General features: G+C 72.2%; 15 protein-coding genes. 5 read left to right on the top strand and 10 right to left on the bottom strand.

Annotated features, from left to right (window positions below):
• Positions 1-30 precede the first annotated feature (30 nt).
• The 3 genes from ABZW17_RS28970 (at position 31) to ABZW17_RS28960 (ending at position 5,384) form a co-directional block, all read left to right on the top strand.
• Positions 31-1,422, top strand: a complete 1,392-nt coding sequence (locus tag ABZW17_RS28970) for an amino acid permease (RefSeq protein WP_354820997.1) — start codon at positions 31-33, stop codon at positions 1,420-1,422.
• 31 nt (positions 1,423-1,453) lie between these two features.
• Positions 1,454-2,455: a LacI family DNA-binding transcriptional regulator gene (locus ABZW17_RS28965; RefSeq protein ID WP_354820994.1), complete on the top strand. Its 1,002-nt coding sequence runs from the start codon at positions 1,454-1,456 to the stop codon at positions 2,453-2,455.
• A gap of 91 nt (positions 2,456-2,546) precedes the next feature.
• Complete coding sequence (locus tag ABZW17_RS28960) at positions 2,547-5,384, top strand: glycoside hydrolase family 2 TIM barrel-domain containing protein (RefSeq protein WP_354820991.1); 2,838 nt, start codon at positions 2,547-2,549, stop codon at positions 5,382-5,384.
• Between the two features lie 60 nt (positions 5,385-5,444).
• On the opposite strand, the gene ABZW17_RS28955 is transcribed toward ABZW17_RS28960, so the two are convergent.
• The gene (locus tag ABZW17_RS28955) at positions 5,445-6,122 is read right to left on the bottom strand and encodes an NUDIX domain-containing protein (protein ID WP_354820989.1); all 678 of its coding nucleotides are present in this window, start codon (positions 6,120-6,122) and stop codon (positions 5,445-5,447) included.
• A 77-nt stretch (positions 6,123-6,199) separates the two neighbouring features.
• On the opposite strand from ABZW17_RS28955, the gene ABZW17_RS28950 reads away from it, so the two are divergent.
• Both ABZW17_RS28950 and ABZW17_RS28945 read left to right on the top strand, forming a co-directional pair.
• On the top strand, positions 6,200-7,201 hold the full coding sequence (locus ABZW17_RS28950) for an SPFH domain-containing protein (protein ID WP_354820986.1): 1,002 nt from the start codon (positions 6,200-6,202) through the stop codon (positions 7,199-7,201).
• On the top strand, positions 7,198-8,064 hold the full coding sequence (locus ABZW17_RS28945; protein ID WP_354820983.1) for a hypothetical protein: 867 nt from the start codon (positions 7,198-7,200) through the stop codon (positions 8,062-8,064). The genes ABZW17_RS28950 and ABZW17_RS28945 overlap by 4 nt, the downstream gene beginning before the upstream one ends.
• 43 nt (positions 8,065-8,107) lie before the next feature.
• Here ABZW17_RS28945 and ABZW17_RS28940 read toward each other — a convergent pair whose 3' ends face one another.
• From ABZW17_RS28940 to ABZW17_RS28900, 9 genes are all read right to left on the bottom strand, one after another.
• Positions 8,108-10,333 (bottom strand): glycoside hydrolase family 15 protein, encoded by a 2,226-nt coding sequence (locus ABZW17_RS28940; protein ID WP_354820980.1) that lies wholly within the window; start codon positions 10,331-10,333, stop codon positions 8,108-8,110.
• Positions 10,334-10,488: 155 nt separating this feature from the next.
• Positions 10,489-11,184, bottom strand: coding sequence for a TetR/AcrR family transcriptional regulator (locus ABZW17_RS28935; protein ID WP_354820977.1), 696 nt, complete (start codon positions 11,182-11,184; stop codon positions 10,489-10,491).
• A 27-nt stretch (positions 11,185-11,211) separates the two neighbouring features.
• Entirely contained in the window at positions 11,212-12,300 is a 1,089-nt protein-coding gene (locus tag ABZW17_RS28930) for a glycerate kinase (RefSeq protein ID WP_354820974.1), read from the bottom strand.
• The gene (locus tag ABZW17_RS28925; RefSeq protein WP_354820971.1) at positions 12,297-12,674 is read right to left on the bottom strand and encodes a gamma-glutamylcyclotransferase; all 378 of its coding nucleotides are present in this window, start codon (positions 12,672-12,674) and stop codon (positions 12,297-12,299) included. Before ABZW17_RS28925 ends, ABZW17_RS28930 begins: the two co-directional genes overlap by 4 nt.
• A gap of 10 nt (positions 12,675-12,684) precedes the next feature.
• Positions 12,685-14,130, bottom strand: a complete 1,446-nt coding sequence (locus tag ABZW17_RS28920) for an NCS2 family permease (RefSeq protein WP_354820968.1) — start codon at positions 14,128-14,130, stop codon at positions 12,685-12,687.
• Between the two features lie 112 nt (positions 14,131-14,242).
• Positions 14,243-14,725: a nucleoside deaminase gene (locus ABZW17_RS28915; RefSeq protein WP_354820965.1), complete on the bottom strand. Its 483-nt coding sequence runs from the start codon at positions 14,723-14,725 to the stop codon at positions 14,243-14,245.
• A 1-nt stretch (position 14,726) separates the two neighbouring features.
• Positions 14,727-17,018: a xanthine dehydrogenase subunit D gene (gene pucD / locus ABZW17_RS28910; RefSeq protein WP_354820962.1), complete on the bottom strand. Its 2,292-nt coding sequence runs from the start codon at positions 17,016-17,018 to the stop codon at positions 14,727-14,729.
• Complete coding sequence (locus ABZW17_RS28905) at positions 17,015-17,485, bottom strand: (2Fe-2S)-binding protein (protein WP_354820959.1); 471 nt, start codon at positions 17,483-17,485, stop codon at positions 17,015-17,017. Before ABZW17_RS28905 ends, pucD begins: the two co-directional genes overlap by 4 nt.
• On the bottom strand, positions 17,476-18,345 hold the full coding sequence (locus tag ABZW17_RS28900) for an FAD binding domain-containing protein (RefSeq protein ID WP_354820956.1): 870 nt from the start codon (positions 18,343-18,345) through the stop codon (positions 17,476-17,478). The genes ABZW17_RS28905 and ABZW17_RS28900 overlap by 10 nt, the downstream gene beginning before the upstream one ends.
• Positions 18,346-18,414 lie beyond the last annotated feature (69 nt).

Here is an 18,414-nt window from a genome sequence, read left to right as displayed (position 1 = left end):
TGCCGCACATCGCTCTAGCGTCTGGCAACCATGGATTCCTCGCTGCTCACCGAAAAAGGTGAAAGCTATTCGAAAGCACTGGGCAACCGCCAGGTGCAGATGATCGCCATCGGCGGCGCGATCGGCGTCGGGCTGTTCCTCGGCGCCGGCGGCAAGCTCCACCAGGTCGGCCCGTCGCTCGTCTTTTCCTACGCGATCTGCGGAATCGCCGCCTACTTCGTGATGCGCGCGCTCGGCGAGCTCGTCCTGCACGAGCCCAGCTCCGGCAGCTTCGTCACCTACGCGCGGAAGTTCATCGGCCCGTGGGCCGGTTTCGCCTCCGGCTGGATGTACTGGGTGAACTGGGCGATGACCGGGATCGCCGAGATCACCGCGGTCGCCATCTACGTCCACAAGTGGCTGCCGGACGTTCCCCAGTGGATCACGGCGCTGATCGCGCTGGGCGTCCTGCTGGCGGTGAACCTGCTGTCGGTCAAGGTGTTCGGCGAGCTGGAGTTCTGGTTCTCGGTGGTCAAGGTGCTGGCCATCGTCGTCTTCCTGGTCGTCGGCGCCGGGCTGGTGCTGACGAGCGCGGACATCGGCGGCAACCCCGCCGGCGCGCACAACCTGACCGGACACAGTGGACTCTTCCCGGCCGGCATCGGCGTCGCGCTGATGACCCTGCAGGCGGTCATCTTCGCCTACTCGGCCATCGAGGTGGTCGGCATCGCGGCGGGCGAAACGAAGGACGCCCGCAAGGTCCTGCCGAAGGCGATCAACGGCGTGGTCTGGCGGATCGGCGTGTTCTACGTCGGCTCCGTGCTGCTGCTGGCGATGCTGCTGCCGTGGCCGTTCTACAGCGGCGACGAAAGCCCGTTCGTCACCGTGTTCAGCCGGCTCGGCATCCCGGGCATCGGCGACGTGATGAACGCGGTGGTGCTGACCGCCGCGCTGTCCAGCGTCAACTCCGGCCTCTACTCCACCGGCCGCATCCTGCGCTCGCTGGCCGAAAAGGGCGAAGCACCGTCGTTCGTCAGCCGGATGAGCCGCCGGCACGTGCCCTACGGCGGGATCCTGTTCACGTCGGTGGCCTACGTGCTCGGCGTGGTGCTGAACTACCTGGTGCCGAAGGAGGCGTTCGACATCGCCATCGCGATCGCGTCCCTCGGCGTGATCAGCACCTGGGCGACCCTGATCTTCTGCCAGCTGCGCCTGCGGCAGGCGGCCCTGCGCGGCGAGCTCGAGCGCCCGTCGTACCGGATGCCGTGGGCCCCCTACAGCGGCTGGGCGACGCTGGTGTTCCTGGCCCTGGTGGTGGTGTTGATGGGCTTCTCGGACGGCGCGGAGAAGATCGCGTTCTATTCGATCCCGGTGCTCGCGGTGGTCCTCGCCGTGGGCTGGCGCTTCGTGACGAAACGCCGCGAACGCACCCCGGCCGGCTAGCGCCCTGGCCCTGGGCGGGCATACTCGACGCGTGTCCTCGAGCAGCACGGAACCCCGGCGGGTGACGATCCACGACGTCGCGCGCTCGGCCGGGGTCTCGCGCCAGACGGTGTCACGCGCGCTGAACGACAAGGCCGAGATCGACGGCTCGACCAAGCAACGCGTTCTCGACGCCGCGCGTGAGCTCGGCTACCGTCCCAGCCGCTTCGCCCGCGGCCTGGTGCGGCCGGAGACCACCACCGTCGGGCTGGTCGTGCCGGACCTGCTCAACCCGTTCTTCACCGAGGTCGCCTCCGGGGCGCTGGCCGCGGCCCGGACCCGGGGCTGGCACGTCGTCGTCTACGACACCACCGACGACCCCGAGCAGGAGCTGGCCACCCTGCGGGTGATCGGCGCCCAGGTCGACGCGGTCGCCGGGTACTTCGGCCGGTCCGACGAGGACCTCGACCGCCTCACCGCCGGCATCCCGGTCGTGCTGATCGGCCGGGAGCCGCGCACCCCGCGGTTCAGCGGCATCGGGATCGACGGCGAGGACGGCGTCCGCGAGGCCGTCGCCCACCTGGTCTCGCGCGGGCACCGGCGGATCGGCATGCTCGACGGCCGGCCCACCCCGAGCGTGCGACGGCAGTGGTTCCTGCGGGCCGCCGCCGAGTGCGGGATCTCGGTGCACCCGGGCTGGATCGCCGGGGGCGCCCAGAGCGTCGACGGCGGCGGCGCGGCGCTGGCCACGCTGCTCGCCGCCCACCCCGACGTCACCGCCGTGTTCGCCTTCAACGACGTGATGGCGATCGGCGCCCTGCGCGAGGCCCGCCGGTTCGGCCTGCGCCTGCCCGCCGATCTCGCCGTGATCGGGTTCGACGGGCTCGCGCTCGGCACCCTGGTCGAGCCGGAGCTCTCCAGCGTCGCCGTCGACACCCGCGCGGTCGGCGCGCTGGCCGTCGAGCAGGCGGCCCGGCTCGTGACCGGTGCCGAGCCGCTCGAACCGGCCGAACTGGTCGTCCGCGCCCGCCTCCACCTGCGCGAATCCGCCTGACTCCTTGACACCCGGTCCTCCGGCCGCGCACACTGCCGAGCGGGCCGTGAACGTTCACGGGAACGTTCTCGGCAAGCGCGGAAGGGACCTCATGGCGTACCTCGAAGACCCCGGGCCCGGCCGGGGGTCCGTCCCCGCGCGCGCGGCCTTCACCTCCGACGCCCCTTCGCTGTCCCTCAACGGCACGTGGCGGTTCCGGCTCTCGCCCGGTCCCGCCGCGGCGCCCGCCGCCATCGAGGGCGACGACTTCGACGACTCGGCGTGGGACGAGCTGCCGGTGCCGTCGCTGTGGCAGTTGCACGGCCACGGCCGGCCCGCCTACACCAACGTGCGCTACCCCTTCCCGGTCGACCCGCCGCACGTGCCGTCGGACAACCCGACCGGGGACCACCGGCTGCGGTTCGACCTGCCCGGTGACTGGCCCGCCGGGTCCGCGCTGCTGCGCTTCGACGGGATCGACTCGTGCGGCCGGATCTGGCTCAACGGCACCGAGCTCGGCATCACCCAGGGCAGCCGGCTGCCCGCGGAGTTCGAGGTCGGGCCGCTGCTGCGGCCGACCGGCAACGTCCTCGCCGTGCGCGTGCACCAGTGGTCGGCCGGCAGCTACCTCGAGGACCAGGACATGTGGTGGCTGTCCGGGATCTTCCGCGGCGTCACCCTGCTCGCCCGCCCGGACGGCGGCATCGGCGACTATCGCATCCGCGCGGACTACGACCACACGACCGGCCTGGGCACGGTCCGCGTCGAGACCGGCCCGGACGTCGTGCTGGACCTCCCGGAACTCGGCGTCGCCGGGCACCCGGCCGGGGAACCGCTGGAGCTGCCGGTCGAACCGTGGACCGCGGAGACGCCTCGGCTGTACGAAGGAACGCTGTCGACCGCGGCCGAACGGGTGCCCGTGCGGATCGGGTTCCGGACGGTGTCCATCGAGGACGGACAGCTCAAGGTCAACGGCCGCCGCCTGCTGCTGCGCGGGGTGAACCGCCACGAGCACGACCCGCACACCGGGCGCGTGGTGCCGCCGGAGACCGCACAGGCCGACGTGCTGCTGATGAAGCGGCACCACGTCAACGCCGTCCGGACCAGCCACTACCCGCCGGATCCGGCGTTCCTCGAGCTGTGCGACACCTACGGCCTGTGGGTGATCGACGAGTGCGACCTCGAGACCCACGGGTTCGAGCCGCTGGGCTGGGCCGGCAACCCCAGCGACGAACCGGTCTGGGCCGAGGCGTACCTCGACCGGATCCGGCGCACGGTCGAGCGCGACAAGAACCGGCCGAGCGTCATCCTCTGGTCCCTGGGCAACGAAAGCCACACCGGGGAGAACCTGGCGCGGATGGCCGAGTGGGTGAAGCACCGCGACCCGTCCCGGCCGGTCCACTACGAAGGCGACCACGAATGCGCCTATGTGGACGTCCACAGCCGGATGTACGCCACGCACGAGGAAGTCGAGCGGATCGGCCGCCGCGAGGACGACAACGCGCGGCGCCGGGACCTGCCGTTCGTGCTGTGCGAGTACGGGCACGCGATGGGCAACGGCCCGGGCGGGCTGCTGGAGTACCGCGAGCTGTTCGAGCGGTACCCGAACTGCCAGGGCGGGTTCGTCTGGGAATGGATCGACCACGGCCTCGCCGCCGACGGGCACTTCGCCTACGGCGGGGACTTCGGCGAGCCGATCCACGACGGCAACTTCGTCATCGACGGCCTGCTGTTCCCCGACCGGACGCCGTCGCCGGCGTTGACCGAGTTCGCGAAGATCATCGAGCCGGTGCGGATTTCGGCCGGTGCTTCCGGGATCGTGGTGAGCAACCACTACGACTTCGTGAGCAGCACGCACCTGACGTTCACCTGGACGCTGGAGGACGAAGGAATCGCGGTGGCGCAGGGGGTTCTCGACGTGCCCCCGGTCCATTCCGGACAGAGCGTGTCGGTCCCGCTACCCGACCTGCCCGCGACGGGCGGCGAGTCGTGGCTGACCGTGTCGGCGGCGCTGGGCTCGGCGACCGCATGGGCGCCGGCCGGGCACGTCGTCGGCTGGGGTCAGCTGCCGGTGTCGCCGTCGCCCGCCGCGGCACCGCTGCCGCCGCGCGGACCGGTGTTCCGCACCGGCGGACGGCTGGTGCTGGGCGCCGGCGCGTTCGACCCGGCGACCGGCGTCCTGACGTCACTCGGCGAGCACGCGGTGCTCGGACCGCGGCTCGACGTCTGGCGGGCGACGACCGACAACGACCGGGGCACGTTCGCCGGCCGGCCCGACGCCGACCAGTGGCGCGAGGCCGGGCTGCACCGCATGCAGCACCGGGTGATCACAGTGGACGCCGACGGCGAGGAACTGGTGGTGCGGACGCGGGTGGCGCCCCCGGCCCAGCCGTTCGGGCTGTTCGCCGACTACACGTGGACGGCGTTCGAAGACCGGCTGCGCCTGCGGGTCTCGGTGACCCCGGACGGCGAGTTCCCCGGCACGCTCCCCCGGCTCGGGGTGACGATGGCGGTCCCGGCCACGCTCGGCGCGGCCGAGTGGTTCGGCGGCGGCCCGGGCGAGGCGTACCCGGACAGCCGCCAGGCGGCCCGGATCGGCCGGTTCTCCCGCAGCGTCGACGGGTTGCAGACGCCGTACGTGTACCCGCAGGAGAACGGCAACCGGACGGCGGTCCGCTGGGCCCGCCTGACGGCCCCGGACGGCACGGGAATCCAGGTCGACGGCGACCCGCAGTTCGACTTCACGGCCCGCCGCTGGACGGCGGCGCAGCTGGAGGCGGCGCGGCACACCGACGATCTGGTGCCGGGCGAACTGGTGCACGTGACCCTGGACGTCGCGCAGCACGGCCTCGGGTCGGCTTCGTGCGGGCCCGGCGTGCTGCCGCGGTACCGGCTGGTGCCGTCGAAGACGGAGTTCACGCTGTGGTTCCGGACGGTGCGGTCCCGGTAGGGCGGGGTCGTGAGTGGTAAGACGGGTTAGAACCCGTCTTACCACTCACGAGCGTCAGGCTCAGGTCCGCAGCATCGGCGGGTACAACAGGTCCGCCTTCCCCCGCCGGTACAGCTGGGCCGGGCGCCCGCCGTCTCGGGTCGTCGTCCGGCCCGTCGGCTCCAGCAGGCCGTCCGCTCCGGTCACCTTCCGGTGGAAGTTGCGCGGGTCGAGCCGCGTGTCCCAGACCAGCTCGTACACCCGCCGCAGCTCCGCGACCGTGAACTCCGGCGGGCAGAAGGCCGTCGCCAGCGGGGAGTACTCCAGTTTCGCGCGGGCGCGTTCCACACCGTCGAGCAGGATGCGGTCGTGGTCGAACGCCAGGTGCTCGGCCGGCAGCTCCCGCACCGGCGCCCAGCGGGCCTCCGCCGCGTCCGTGCCCGCGCGCGGCACCGGCAGGTCCGGCGCGAGCGCCAGGTACGCCACCGTCACCACCCGCATCCGCGGGTCGCGGTCCGGGGCGCCGTAGCCGGCGAGCTGTTCGATGTGGACCGAGCCCGGGGCCAGGCCCGTCTCCTCCGCCAGTTCCCGGCGCGCCGCGTCCGGCAGGTCTTCGTCCTTGCGCACGAATCCGCCGGGCAGCGCCCACTCCCCCAGGTACGGCTCGACGCCGCGACGCACCACCAGCGCGCACAGCTCGTCCCCGGTCAGGGTGAGCACGACGAGGTCGACGGTGACGGCGAACGGCGGGTGACCCATGCCACCACCGTAATCGTCAGCTTGACGATTAGCCAGTCCACCTCATATCGTCAGCACGACGATAAGAGGAGGACTCCATGGCCGACATCGACCGCCGCTTCGGGTTCCGGCACCTGCGCGGCGCCCCGACCGTCCACATCCGCCACTACCGCCGCGGCAAGCTCGCGCACGACGGCGTCGGGCTGTCCTTCTGGTACCGGCCGCTGACCGCGGTCGTGTCGGAAGTGCCGGTCGACGACCGCGAGCTGCCGCTGCTGTTCCACGCCCGCACGGCCGACTTCCAGGACGTCACCGTCCAGCTCGCGCTGACCTTCCGGATCGAGGACCCGGCGCTGGCCGCCCAGCGCATCGACTTCTCCATCGACCCGGACACCGGACGCTGGAGAAGCGACCCGCTGGCGCAGATCAGCGGGCTGCTCACGGAAAACGTCCAGCAGTACGCGGTCGAGGTGCTGACCCGCACCCCGCTGGCGACCGCGCTCGTCGACGGTGTCCGGGCCGTCCGCGACCGGATCCGCGCCGGGCTGGCCGAAGAGGACACCCGGCTCGCGCAGACGGGCTCGGCGGTGATCGACGTCCGGGTCGTCGCGATCCGGGCCGAGCCGGAGGTCGAGAAGGCACTGCAGACGACAGCGCGCGAGAAGGTGCAGCAAGAAGCCGACCGCGCGACCTTCGAGCGGCGCGCGCTCGCCGTCGAACGCGAGCGCGCGATCAGCGAAAACGAGCTGCAGAACCAGATCGAGCTGGCCCGCCGCGAGGAGCAGCTGCTCGCCCAGCGCGGCGCGAACGCCCGCCGCCAGGCCGAGGAAGCCGCGGCCGCGAACCGGATCGAGACCGAGGCGCAGGCCCTGCGGAAGGAACGCCTGACGCAGGTCGAGGCGGACGGCAAGCGAGCGCTCGGCGAGGCCGAGGCGGCGGGCGAGGCCGCGCGGCTGGCGGCCTACCGCGATCTGCCCGAGGGCGTGCTGACCGGGCTGGCGCTGAAGGAGCTGGCGGGGAACCTGCCGCAGATCGACAGCCTGGTCCTGACCCCGGACCTGCTCACGCCGTTGCTGACCAAGCTCGGTGTCCGCTCGTGAGCCTGGCCCCGCGGGTCGTCCTGGTCCACCGCCGCACCGAGCTCGACGAGCTCGTCGCCCGGCACGGCACCCGCGGCCAGGCCGAGTTCTTCCTGCGGACCCGGGGCCGTGACCTCGCCGAGGTGACCGCCGCCGACGCGGCCGCGCGCGCCGCGCTGGCCGCCGCCAGTGCCGCCATCCCGCTCGACTGGCGGCGCGGCGACGTCGAACGGGCCGACCTCGACCGGTTCCTCTTCACGCCGGAAGACGTCGTGGTCGTGGTCGGGCAGGACGGGCTGGTCGCCAACGTCGCCAAGTACCTCGACGGCCAGCCCGTCATCGGGGTCGCGCCCGGCGAACCCGGCGTGCTCGTCAAGCACCCGGCGCACGCCGTCGCGGATCTCGTGCGGTCCACCGGCGCGGTCGAGCACCGGACGATGGCCGAGCTCACCGCCGACGACGGCCAGCGGCTGCTCGCCCTCAACGAGATCTACCTGGGGCACGCCGGGCACCAGACCGCGCGCTACCGGCTGCGGGCCGGCGGGACGGCCGAACGCCAGGCGTCCTCGGGCCTCCTGGTCGGGACCGGCACCGGAGCCACCGGCTGGTGCGGCTCGGTCTGGCGGGAACGCCGCAGCGCGCTGCGGCTGCCCGCGCCCGGCGAGCCCCGGCTGGTCTGGTTCGTCCGGGAGGCGTGGCCGTCACCGGCCACCGGAACCTCCTGCACCGAAGGCGATCTGACGGAGACGCCGTTGACGGTCGAGGTCGAATCCGACCGCCTGGTCGCGTTCGGCGACGGCCTCGAAGCCGACACCGTCGCCCTCACCCGTGGTCAGACGGCGACCTTCGCGCCGGCGGCGAGGACCGTCCGCCTGGTGCGGTGAAGCACCGGCCCGGCACACCGAGGGGGCGTGCCGGGCCGGCGGGTCAGGTGCCGTACCGGGTCTTGACGATCGACGGCGTGTCGAGGTTGTGGCCCGCGTCCATGCTCTGCGCCAGCCGCAGGTACTGGCCCTCGGCCCACATCAGCGGGCCGGCGCTGCCGGTGGGCCGGCCCAGCCCGAAGCAGCCGACGTCGGCGCGGTCCCAGACCTGCTCCGGCACGAAGTACCCGTCGTTGACCGAGTCCGCCATCGACTTGAGGTACACCGCGGCGGAGCGGCCGTTCGCCAGTTCGTACTCACCGCGCTCGCCCGACAGCACCGGCCACAGCCGCCCGAACCGCTGCGAACCGTTCGCGGGCCAGCCGCTGCAGTTCGCCGTGCTCTCGCCGTAGTTGTCGTGCGGGTAGCGGTGGAAGTAGACGTCGCCGTTCGGCAGCGTCACCTGCACCGCCGAGTTGCCGTCCGACGCGGCGGCCGTCGGCGCCACCGAGTTCGCGATCGTCGCGTCGCCGGCCGGCCGGATGCCGAGCCGCACGAGGTCGAGGAAGCCGAAGTCGGTGACGTCGTGCTCGTAGAAGCAGCCTTCGTCGAAGCAGAGGGTGGCGCCGTCGTTGGGGTTGCCGGCGCGGTCGAGGCGCTCGTAGTAGGTGTGCCCGCCCCAGTAGCCGGACGTCGTCACGGTCCAGCCGGCCAGGGAGTTCCGCCACGAGTCCGCAGTGGACTCCCACGTCGACGCGCTCGCCGTGTCGCCGTTCGCCCGCGCGATGGCGCCCGCGGCGATCAGCCCGGCGACCTCGGCGGCCACCGACGACGGCGACTTGCCGTACTGTTCCTCCCACCGCTCGGTGGTGTCCGGGCCGGTGGCGGTGATGTGGTTCGCGGTTGTCTTGACCTTGGCGTAGGTCGAGGCGTCGGTGAGGCCGGTCAGCCAGGCCAGCAGGATGGCGTCGGCGTCCTGGTCGAGCTGTTCGCAGCAGCCGAGCTGCTGCGGACTCGCGCCCGCGACGCCGGAAACCGGGCTGTAGCGCGGGAACGAGCCCGCCGGGTAGGTCGTGCCGTCCCCGGCTGTGGGGCTGCCGATCCACTGCGAGGTCCACAGGAACTGCGCCATCCGCTTGGCCTGCGCACTGTCGCCGGCGGCCAGCAGGCCGGTCGCCTGCTGGTACAGGTCACGGCCCCAGACGCGGTGGTAGCCGTCGTTGAGGTGGTCACCGTTGGTGAAATCGCCCCACGGCGTGGCGAGGCCGGCAACGCTGGCGCCGGGGTGCTGTTTGTCTTCGGCGGTCTTCAGCGCCATCGCCGCGACGTAGTAGGCGCGACGCCGTTGCGTGTCACCGGAAACGCTCGCCGGTGCGGGCTTGAGGCCGCCGACGTAGGAGTTCCAGCCGCTGCGGTAGGACGCCGAGACTGTCGTGAACCCGCTGCTCAGCGAGCCGCTCGCAGCCGAGGAGGCGGCGGCCGCGGTGCCGCCGTAACCGAGGGCGACGGTGAACGTCGTGTCGGCGCCGACCGGGATCTGTCCACACTGGACGACGTTGCCGGTGCCGGAGATGGCGTCGAACTGGTTGTTCAGGTTCTTGTCGGCGCGCAGGTCGACCAGGCAGTCGCTGCCCGCGCCGGCGTAGCCGTTGTCGTGCGCGGTGAAACCGGTGGAGACGCGCAGCGCGGAGACGACCGTGGTGGCGGCTCCGCCGAACAGCGTCTCGGTCCCGCTCGCCATCAGCGCACCGGAGGAGTCCCACCAGGCGTTGTCGTTCGCGCCGCCACCGGCCATCGACGGGTTGGCGAGCAGGTAGAGCCGGTAGCTGCCGCCGTCGAGCGACTGGAACCGGGTGTTCGTCACCAGGGTCGCGCGGGCCGGGTCGGTGACGTAGTCGGTGGTGATCCGGTATTTTCCGCTCTTGGCCGTGTTGGTGACGGTGTACTGCAGCGCCTTCTCGTCGGGCATGGACACGACGTGGTTCGTGGCGTCGCGTTCCAGGTCGACGAAGCTCGAGCCGTCGGTGACCACGAACTGCATGTCCTGCATGTTCGGCACGTCGGCCCGCGGGTAGAACACCTCCGACGTGACCCCGTTGGCGACGGTGAACCACACCGGGCTGCCGGTGGTCGTGGCCGTCCCGAGCGCGGACTTGTTGCCGGTCGCCCAGGAGGCACCACCGCCGCAGCAGTCCGTCGCGGTGCCGCTCGCCAGGGCTGTGCCAGGCAGCACCCCGGCCAGCAGAATTCCGGCTCCGGCGCAGGCCAGGACTGCTTTCCACCTGATCATGGGAACCCTCCGACGGCGTTGTCGTCAATATGTTGTGGGCCGCAACATATTGAGCCACGCGCCGGTGACAAGCAATGTCCGATCGGACTGAACCGATCCAGCCCAGGCGGGCACCACTGAATCAGCGGCACCCCGTCCGAGATCAGCCGACGAGCTCAAGCGTCGGCGATGCGGTCCAGCCATTCGGCCATCAGCACCCGCTCGGCCGCGGTCAAAACGCTCGCACCCTCAAGGCCCGCCCGAAGCGCGATCGCCCGCTCCGGCAGGTCCGAACCCGCCGGTTCCCCGCCCCCGGTCAGGATCCGGGTCAGCACCGTCTCCCGGGCCGTCGTCGAGAACTCGGGGTCGCGGTCCGCCAACGGGGTGGCGATCAGGGACAGCACCACCCCCATGCCCGTTGCGTGCACCAGCCGGGCCGCGCGGTCGACGCTCACCCGCAGCCGGCCCGTTGCCGCGACGCGCTCGATGATGGCGTGCAGCATCGACTCGGCCTCCCGGCCCGCCGGGGACGTGCAGCCCGGGCGGGCGTCGCCGTACATGAGCACGTAGAACTCCGGGCGGGACAGCCCGAACTCGATGTGCAGGTCCCAGCCGCGGCGCAGGTCCTCGACCGCGTCGCCGGTCGAGCCCAGGGTGCGTTTGCTTTTCAGGTACTCGTCGAAGCCGTACGCGGCGACCGCGTCGAGCAGGCCGTCCTTGTCGCCGAAGAGGCGGTACAGCGCGGGCGGCTGGACCCCGGCCGCCGCACTGACCGCGCGGGTCGACAGCCCGTCGCGGCCCTCCGCCGCCAGCAGTGTGGCCGCTGCCTGGAGGATCCGCTCACGGGTGTCCGCCGCCGTCTTCGTCGCCATGGTTCCGATGGTAACAAAAGCTCGCTATCACTTGTTCGGTACGTGGTCCGCCGCCGCTCGCCGGGCGAGGCGGCGGAGCAACGGCGCCGCCTCGGCCATGCACCGCGCCGGATCCGGTTCCAGGTCGGTCAGCGCATACGCGGCCGAGATGCCCGCGGCGGCGAGCTCGCGCGCGGACAGCACGCAGCGTCCGGACACCGCGACGCACGGGATGCCCTTGGCCGCCGCGGCGCGGGCCACCCCCGCCGGCGCCTTGCCGGCGAGGGTCTGCTCGTCGAGGGAGCCCTCGCCGGTGATGACCAGCGAGGCTCCGGCGAGGGCCGCGTCGAAGCCGAGCAGGTCGAGCAGCAGCTCGATGCCCGGGCGCATCCGGGCGCCGAGCACGGCCATCGCCGCGAAGCCCACTCCCCCGGCCGCGCCCGCACCCGGCCGGCCGGCGAACTCCGGCCCGGCGATCGACGCCCAGTGCCGCAACGCGGCGTCCAGCACCTCGACGTCGCCGGGGGACGCCCCTTTCTGCGGACCGTAGACGAACGCGGCCCCGCGCGGCCCGTACAGCGGATTGTCCACATCGCACGCCAGCTCGATGTCTACTTCGGACAGTCCTGAAAGGTCCACCGAGGCGAGCCGGGACAAGGCCGCACCACCCGGTGGGAGCTCACGCCCGTCGTCGTCCAGGAGCCGCGCACCCAGCGCGGTCAGCAGGCCCGCGCCGCCGTCGGTGCAGGCGCTGCCGCCGACCCCGAGCACGATCCGGCGGCTGCCCGCGGCGGCGATGACGTCACCGGTACCCACGCTCGAAGCGGTGAGCGGGGCCAGGCCGCCGGGAAGCCGGTGCAGGCCGGACGCCTCGGCCAGTTCCACCACCGCCGTGTCGCCCCGGACCGCGTAGGACGCCGTCAGCGGCGCCCCGGTCGGCCCGCGAGCGGGGACGCGCACCCGGCGGAACCCGGCGGCGACGGCGGCGTCGATCGTGCCGTCGCCGCCGTCGGCCACCGGGAGTTGCCGGACCGCGAGGCCTGGGTGGACGTCGGCGAGGCCGGAAGCCACCGCCGACGCCACCTCGGCCGCGGTCAGCGACCCCTTGAACTTGTCCGGCGCGACCAGGACCTTCACGCGCTAGCCTTGAACGCCCGCCAGTCCCCGATCGCCGTGATGTCCCGCAGGGCGACGTGCGAGGTGTACGGCCGGCGCAGCAGCATCGCGAACGCCGAGCTGCCGTCGGCCAGCTCCACCACGCCGAGTTCCAGCTCGTGCGGCTCGGCCGGCAGCACCTTGTCCCGCAGGGCGTCCAAGGAGACGTCGTAGACCTCGCCGGTCACCGCCGCGCCGCCGTGGGACACCGGGTACAGCGCCGGGCACTGGTCGCCGACGGCGTAGAACCGGTACTTCGGCGCGGTGTCGGCGACCGCCACGAACGGCGAGCCGTCCAGCAGGTGGTGCAGCGGCTCGCCGCGCATGGCGCCGCCGTTGAAGAACATCAGGGCCACGGGGATCTCCTTACCGGAAGAGGGCTTCGACACCGTCGATGGCGAAGTACACGGCGAACACCAGCGCCAGCAGCGAAAGCAGCCAGCCGGCCTCGCGCCACCGGCCGCGGCCGATCTTGATCAGCACGAACGCGATCAGGCCGGCGCCGACGCCGTTGGTGATCGAGTAGGTGAACGGGATCAGCGCCGCGGTGAGGAACACCGGGATCGTGTAGTCCGGGTCGTGCCACGGGATGTGGCGGCACTGCGCGACCATCATCCCGCCGATGACCACCAGCGCCGGGGCGGCGGCCTGCGCCGGGACGACCCCGGCCAGCGGCGTGAACAGGAGCGTCCCGGCGAACAGCAGGCCGGTGACGACGCTGGCCAGCCCGGTCCGCGCCCCCTCGCCCACACCGGCCGCCGATTCGAGGAACACCGTGTTCGGCGACGAGCCGGCGACGCCGCCCGCGATCGCACCCGCGCCGTCGACGAGCAGGATCCGGCCCATCCGCGGCACCTTGCCGTTCTTCGACAGCCCGGCCTCGTCCGAAACGCTGGTGATCGTGCCCATGGCGTCGAAGAAGCCGGACAGCACCAGCGTGAACAGGAACACCGTGGCCGCGAGCGCGCCCGCCGAGGCGAAGCCGCCGAACAGGTCGATGTGGCCGAAGAGCCCGAAGTCGGGGGCGGCGACGACGTGGTCGGGCAGGGCCGGCGTCGTGAGCCCCCAGCCGCCGACGCCGAACCCTTCGTGCAGCACGACGGCGAGCACAGTCGCCACCCCGATGCTGATCAGCACCGCACCCGGGACCTTCCGGGCCAGCAGCACGATCATCAGCAGCAGGCCGAAGCAGAACACGACGATCGGCCAGCCGTGCAGGTGCCCGCTCGCCCCGAGGCGCACCGGGACCGTGGTCTGCGCCGAGTCCGGCATCCGGGTCACGAACCCGGCGCTGACCAGGCCGACGAGCGCGATGTAGAGCCCGATCCCGACGGTGATCGCCATCTTGAGCGGCCGCGGGATGGCGTTCATGATCCGCTCCCGGACGCCGCTGACGGCCATCAGCACGATGCACACGCCTTCGAGGACGACCAGCCCGAACGCCTGCGGCCAGGTCATCGACGGCGCCATCTGGAAGGCGACGATGCCGTTGATGCCGAGGCCGGCGGCCAGCGCGAGCGGCGCGTTGCCGACGAGTCCCATGAGGACGGTCATCACGGCGGCGGCCAAAGCGGTCGCCGTGGTCACCTGCGCGGCCGACAGCCGGGCGCCGGTGATGTCGGCGGAGGCGCCGAGGATGAGCGGGTTGAGGAGCACGATGTAGGCCATCGCGACGAACGTCGTGACGCCGCCGCGGAGTTCACGGCCGATGGTGGTCTGCCGGGCGCGCAGTTCGAAGAGCTTGTCGAGCAGCGAACGGCGTTGTCCGGGTACGTCTTCGATCACGGGGGTGGGGACTTCGGTCTGGGTCATGCGTCCTGCCCTTGCCGGTGGGTGTGCTCGGCCAGGGCCAGGCACCACGCCGTGCCTGGCCGAGCGGGACGTTCGATTCGGTTGTGCTCCGGTCAGCTGCTGACTTCGTGGGTCAGTAGTCGGTGCGGTCGGCCTTGTCGAGCCAGGCCGCGAACGGCGCGAAACCGTCCTTCGTGGACAGCCGCGTGACGGGAACCGCCCACGTCTCGCGGGGACGGTCGAAGAGCTCGTAGAAGGCGCGGTCGTCGAACCCGGCCTTGGCCGCGTCGTCGCGGTCGGCGGTATACAGAATCCGGTCGACGCGCGCCCACAGCGCCGAGGACAGGCACATCGGGCACGGCTCGCAGCTGGAGACGAGCACGCAGCCGTCCAGCTTGAACGTGCCGAGCGCCCGGCAGGCCGCGCGGATCGCGACCACCTCGGCGTGCGCGGTCGGGTCCAGGTTCGCGGTGACGCGGTTGACGCCGGTCGCGACGACGTCGCCGTCCTTCACGATCAGCGCGCCGAACGGGCCGCCGCCCTGCTCGACGTTGCGTGCGGCGATGCGGACGGCTTCGCCGAGCCAGTCCTGCTCGACGGAAATCGACGTGGTCATCTCAGACTCCGGTGATGTGCTCGGGACGGATCGGGACGCGCGGCAGCTCGAGGCCGGTGGCCGCGCGGATGGCGTTGGCGACCGCGGGCGTCGCCGAGATCGTGGGTGGTTCGCCGACACCGCGGACGCCGTAGGGCGCGTGCGGGTCGGGGCGTTCGAGGACGTCGACGCGCATCGGCGGCATGTCGAGGATGGTCGGAATGAGGTAGTCGGTGAACGACGGGTTCCGCACCTTGCCGTCCCGGACCAGGATCTCCTCCATCACGGCCAGGCCGAGGCCCTGGGCCGAGCCGCCCTGGATCTGGGCGACGACGGCGTCGGGGTTCATCGCCTTGCCGACGTCCTGGGCGCAGTCGAGCTGGACGACCTTGACCAGGCCGAGGTCGAGGTCGACGTCGACCACCGCGCGGTGGGCGGAGAAGCCGTACTGGACGTGGGCGTCGCCCTGGCCGGTCTCCGGGTCGAGCGGATACGTCGGGCGGTGGTGGAACTCGCGGGTCTCCTCGATGGCCGTGTCCCCGAGCAGTTCGGCCAGGTCGGCGACGACTTCGCCGTCGGCGGCGACGACCTTTCCGCCGGCCAGGCTCATGCCCTCGGCCGCGATACCCAGGCGACTGTATACAGCATCCGCGACCGCGTGGCAGGCGTTGCGGACCGCGCCACCGGTGACGTAGGTCTGGCGCGACGCCGAGCTCGAACCCGCGTCGCCGACGCTCGTGTCGGCCGGGTGCACGCTCACCCGCGTCACGCCCAGCTCCGTGCGGGCGATCTGCTGCTGCAGCGTCACCAGGCCCTGCCCGACTTCCGCGGCGGCGGTGTGCACCATCGCCACCGGCTCGCCGCCGAGCACCTCCAAGCGGACCCGGGCGGTCGAGTAGTCGTCGAGACCTTCGGCGTAGGAGATGTTCTTGATCGTGACGCCGTAGCCGACGCCGCGGACGACACCTTCGCCGTGGGTCGTGTTGGACGCGCCGCCGGGCAGCTCGCGGATGTCGGCGTCACCACTGCGCGAGGGCGGCAACGGCAGGTCGCGGACCCGCTGCACGAGTTCCGCCACCGGCGCCGGGAAGTCGACCACCTGGCCGGTGACCACAGTGGACCCTTCGCTCAACGCGTTGCGGATCCGCAGTTCCGCCGGGTCCATGTCCAAAGCGGACGCGAGTTTGTCCATCTGGGACTCGTAGGCGTACGTCGGCTGCACCGCGCCGAGCCCGCGCATCGCGCCGCAGGTCGGGTTGTTGGTGTAGACACCCCAGCCCTCGATGTGGGCATTCGGTACCTCGTAGGGACCGACGCTCAACGTCGTGCCGTTGCCGACCACGACCGGGGTCTTGGACGCGTACGCTCCGCCGTCGAAGTACAGCTTCGCCCGGACGTAGACGAGCTTTCCGTCGCGAGTGGCCCCGTGCTCGTAGTACATCTTCGCCGGGTGCCGGTGCACGTGCCCGAAGAACGACTCCAGCCGGTTGTAGCTCATCTTCACCGGCCGGCCGGTGCGCAGCGCCAGCATGCAGGAGTGGATCTGCATGGACAGGTCCTCGCGGCCACCGAACGCCCCGCCGACCCCGGACAGCGTCAGCCGCACCTTCTCCAGCGGCAGGCCGAGCGCCTTCGCCGTCTGCCGCTGGTCGACGTGCAGCCACTGCGTCGCCAGGTAGAGGTCGACGCCACCGTCCTCGGCCGGCACGGCGAGCCCGGACTCGGGGCCGAGGAACGCCTGGTCCTGCATCCCGATCTCGTAGACGCCGGACACCACGACGTCCGCGGTCGCGTCCGGGTCACCCTTGACGATCCGCTGGTGGCGGACCAGGTTCCCGCCCGGGTGCAGCTTCGGCAGGGTGTCGTCGTGCGCGGCCCGCTCCGGGTCGGTGATCGGCTCGAGGACGTCGTACTCGACCACGATCTCCTTGAGCGCCTGCCGCGCGATCTCCGGGTGGTCGGCGGCCAGGATGGCGATCGGCTCGCCCTGGTAGCGGACCAGGTCCCCGGCCAGCGCCGGGGTGTCCTGGTACTTCAGGCCGTAGACGTTCTCGCCCGGTACGTCCTCGTGCGTCAGCACCGCGTGCACGCCCGGCTGGGCCAGCGCGCGGGAGACGTCGAGGCGGACGATCCGGGCGTGCGGGTGCGGGCTGCGCAGCGTGGCGCCCCACAGCATGTCCTCGTGCCACAGGTCCGAGGAGTAGGCGAACTCGCCGCGGACCTTCAGCGTGCCGTCGGGGCGCAGCGGGCTTTCGCCGATGCCGCCGGCGATCGTGTCGTGCAGTTCCTGCGGGGAACGGGCCGGGGCGCTCATCGGACGGCCTTCTTCGCGGCGGCGTCGCGGACGGCGTCCAGGATCTTCTCGTACCCGGTGCAGCGGCAGAGGTTCCCGGCGAGGGCCTCGCGGATCTCGACGTCGCTCGGGTCCGGGACGCGCTCGATCAGGTCGTGCGCGGCGACGAGCAGCCCCGGCGTGCAGAACCCGCACTGGACGGCGCCGCGCTCGACGAACGCCTCCTGCACCGGGTCGAGGTCGTCCCCCTCGGCCAGGCCCTCGACCGTGACGACCTCGCGGCCCTCGGCCTGCCCGGCCGCGACCAGGCACGCGCACGCCGGGACGCCGTCGAGGTAGACCGTGCACGAACCGCATTCGCCCTGCTCACAGGCGTTCTTCGAGCCCGGCAGGCCGAGCCGCTCGCGCAGCACGTAGAGGAGGCTCTCGCCTTCCCAGACGTTGTCCGCCCGGCGCCGTTCGCCGTTGACGGTGACGTTCACGCGCACTTCGCGCTCCCTCCGCAGTATTCGGTCCAGGCCCAGGTCAACGTCCTTCTCGCCATCACACCCAGGGCGTGCCGCCGGTAGGCCGCACTGCCGCGGACGTCGTCGATCGGGGCGGCGGACGCCGCGACCAGGTCGCCGAAGCGGCGTTTCACCGAGTCGGCGAGGGGCCTCGGCGAATCCCAGTCCAGCTCGCCGGCCAGGAACTCCTCGGCGTCCGGCGCCCGCCGCGGCGTGGGCGCGGCCGAGCCGATGCCGGTGCCGACGCGGCGCTGGTCCGGGTGCAGGGCCAGGCCGAAGGCGGCGACGGCGATGACCATGGCGTTCCGGGTGCCGATCTTGCTGAACTGCTGCGGCCCGGTGGCCGGGGCCAGGAGCACCGCGGTGATCAGCTCGTCCGGCTCCAGGACGTTCCGCTTGACGCCGGTGTAGAAGTCCTTCGCCGCCACCGTCCTGGTCCCGCGGACGGACGCGATCTCGACCTCGGCGTCCGCGGCCAGCAACGCCGGGTGTGAGTCACCCGCAGGCGAAGCTGCGCCCAGATTGCCGCCCACGGAACCGCGGTTGCGGATCTGCGGGGAGCCCACGGTCCGCGCGGCCATCGCGAGGCCGGGCAGCCGCGTGCCCAGTTCGGCGATGATCCGGGTGTAGGGGACGGCCGCGCCGATCCGGATCCGGCCGCCGTCGGTGCCGTGCTCGTGGAGCTCGGGCACGTGGCCGAGGTCGAGGAGCGACTCGGGACGGCGGTGGTCGAAGTTGATCTCGACCATCACGTCCGTGCCGCCGGCGATCGGGACCGCACCGGGGTTCGCGGCCCGCGCGGCGAGCGCGCCGGCCAGCGAGTCGGGTCGGAGGAATTCCACTGTGGACGTCCTTTCGGGGCTGCTTCGTGAAGAAGTACACACGCTCGGGTGTGGCCGGGACCACGGCAA

The organism is Amycolatopsis sp. NPDC004625, from assembly GCF_040609695.1.
Taxonomy (GTDB): domain Bacteria; phylum Actinomycetota; class Actinomycetes; order Mycobacteriales; family Pseudonocardiaceae; genus Amycolatopsis.
The sequence above is the reverse complement of the archived record's forward strand: the minus strand, read 5'-3'. Positions and strand labels throughout refer to the sequence as shown.

Excerpts from the sequence above, each read along its gene's own strand:
- ABZW17_RS28970 (WP_354820997.1), top strand. The coding sequence starts at position 31 with ATGGATTCCTCGCTGCTCACCGAAAAAGGTGAAAGCTATTCGAAAGCA.
- ABZW17_RS28960 (WP_354820991.1), top strand. The coding sequence starts at position 2,547 with ATGGCGTACCTCGAAGACCCCGGGCCCGGCCGGGGGTCCGTCCCCGCG.
- ABZW17_RS28955 (WP_354820989.1), bottom strand. The coding sequence starts at position 6,122 with ATGGGTCACCCGCCGTTCGCCGTCACCGTCGACCTCGTCGTGCTCACC.
- ABZW17_RS28950 (WP_354820986.1), top strand. The coding sequence starts at position 6,200 with ATGGCCGACATCGACCGCCGCTTCGGGTTCCGGCACCTGCGCGGCGCC.
- ABZW17_RS28940 (WP_354820980.1), bottom strand. The coding sequence starts at position 10,333 with ATGATCAGGTGGAAAGCAGTCCTGGCCTGCGCCGGAGCCGGAATTCTG.
- ABZW17_RS28935 (WP_354820977.1), bottom strand. The coding sequence starts at position 11,184 with ATGGCGACGAAGACGGCGGCGGACACCCGTGAGCGGATCCTCCAGGCA.
- ABZW17_RS28920 (WP_354820968.1), bottom strand. The coding sequence starts at position 14,130 with ATGACCCAGACCGAAGTCCCCACCCCCGTGATCGAAGACGTACCCGGA.
- ABZW17_RS28915 (WP_354820965.1), bottom strand. The coding sequence starts at position 14,725 with ATGACCACGTCGATTTCCGTCGAGCAGGACTGGCTCGGCGAAGCCGTC.
- pucD (WP_354820962.1), bottom strand. The coding sequence starts at position 17,018 with ATGAGCGCCCCGGCCCGTTCCCCGCAGGAACTGCACGACACGATCGCC.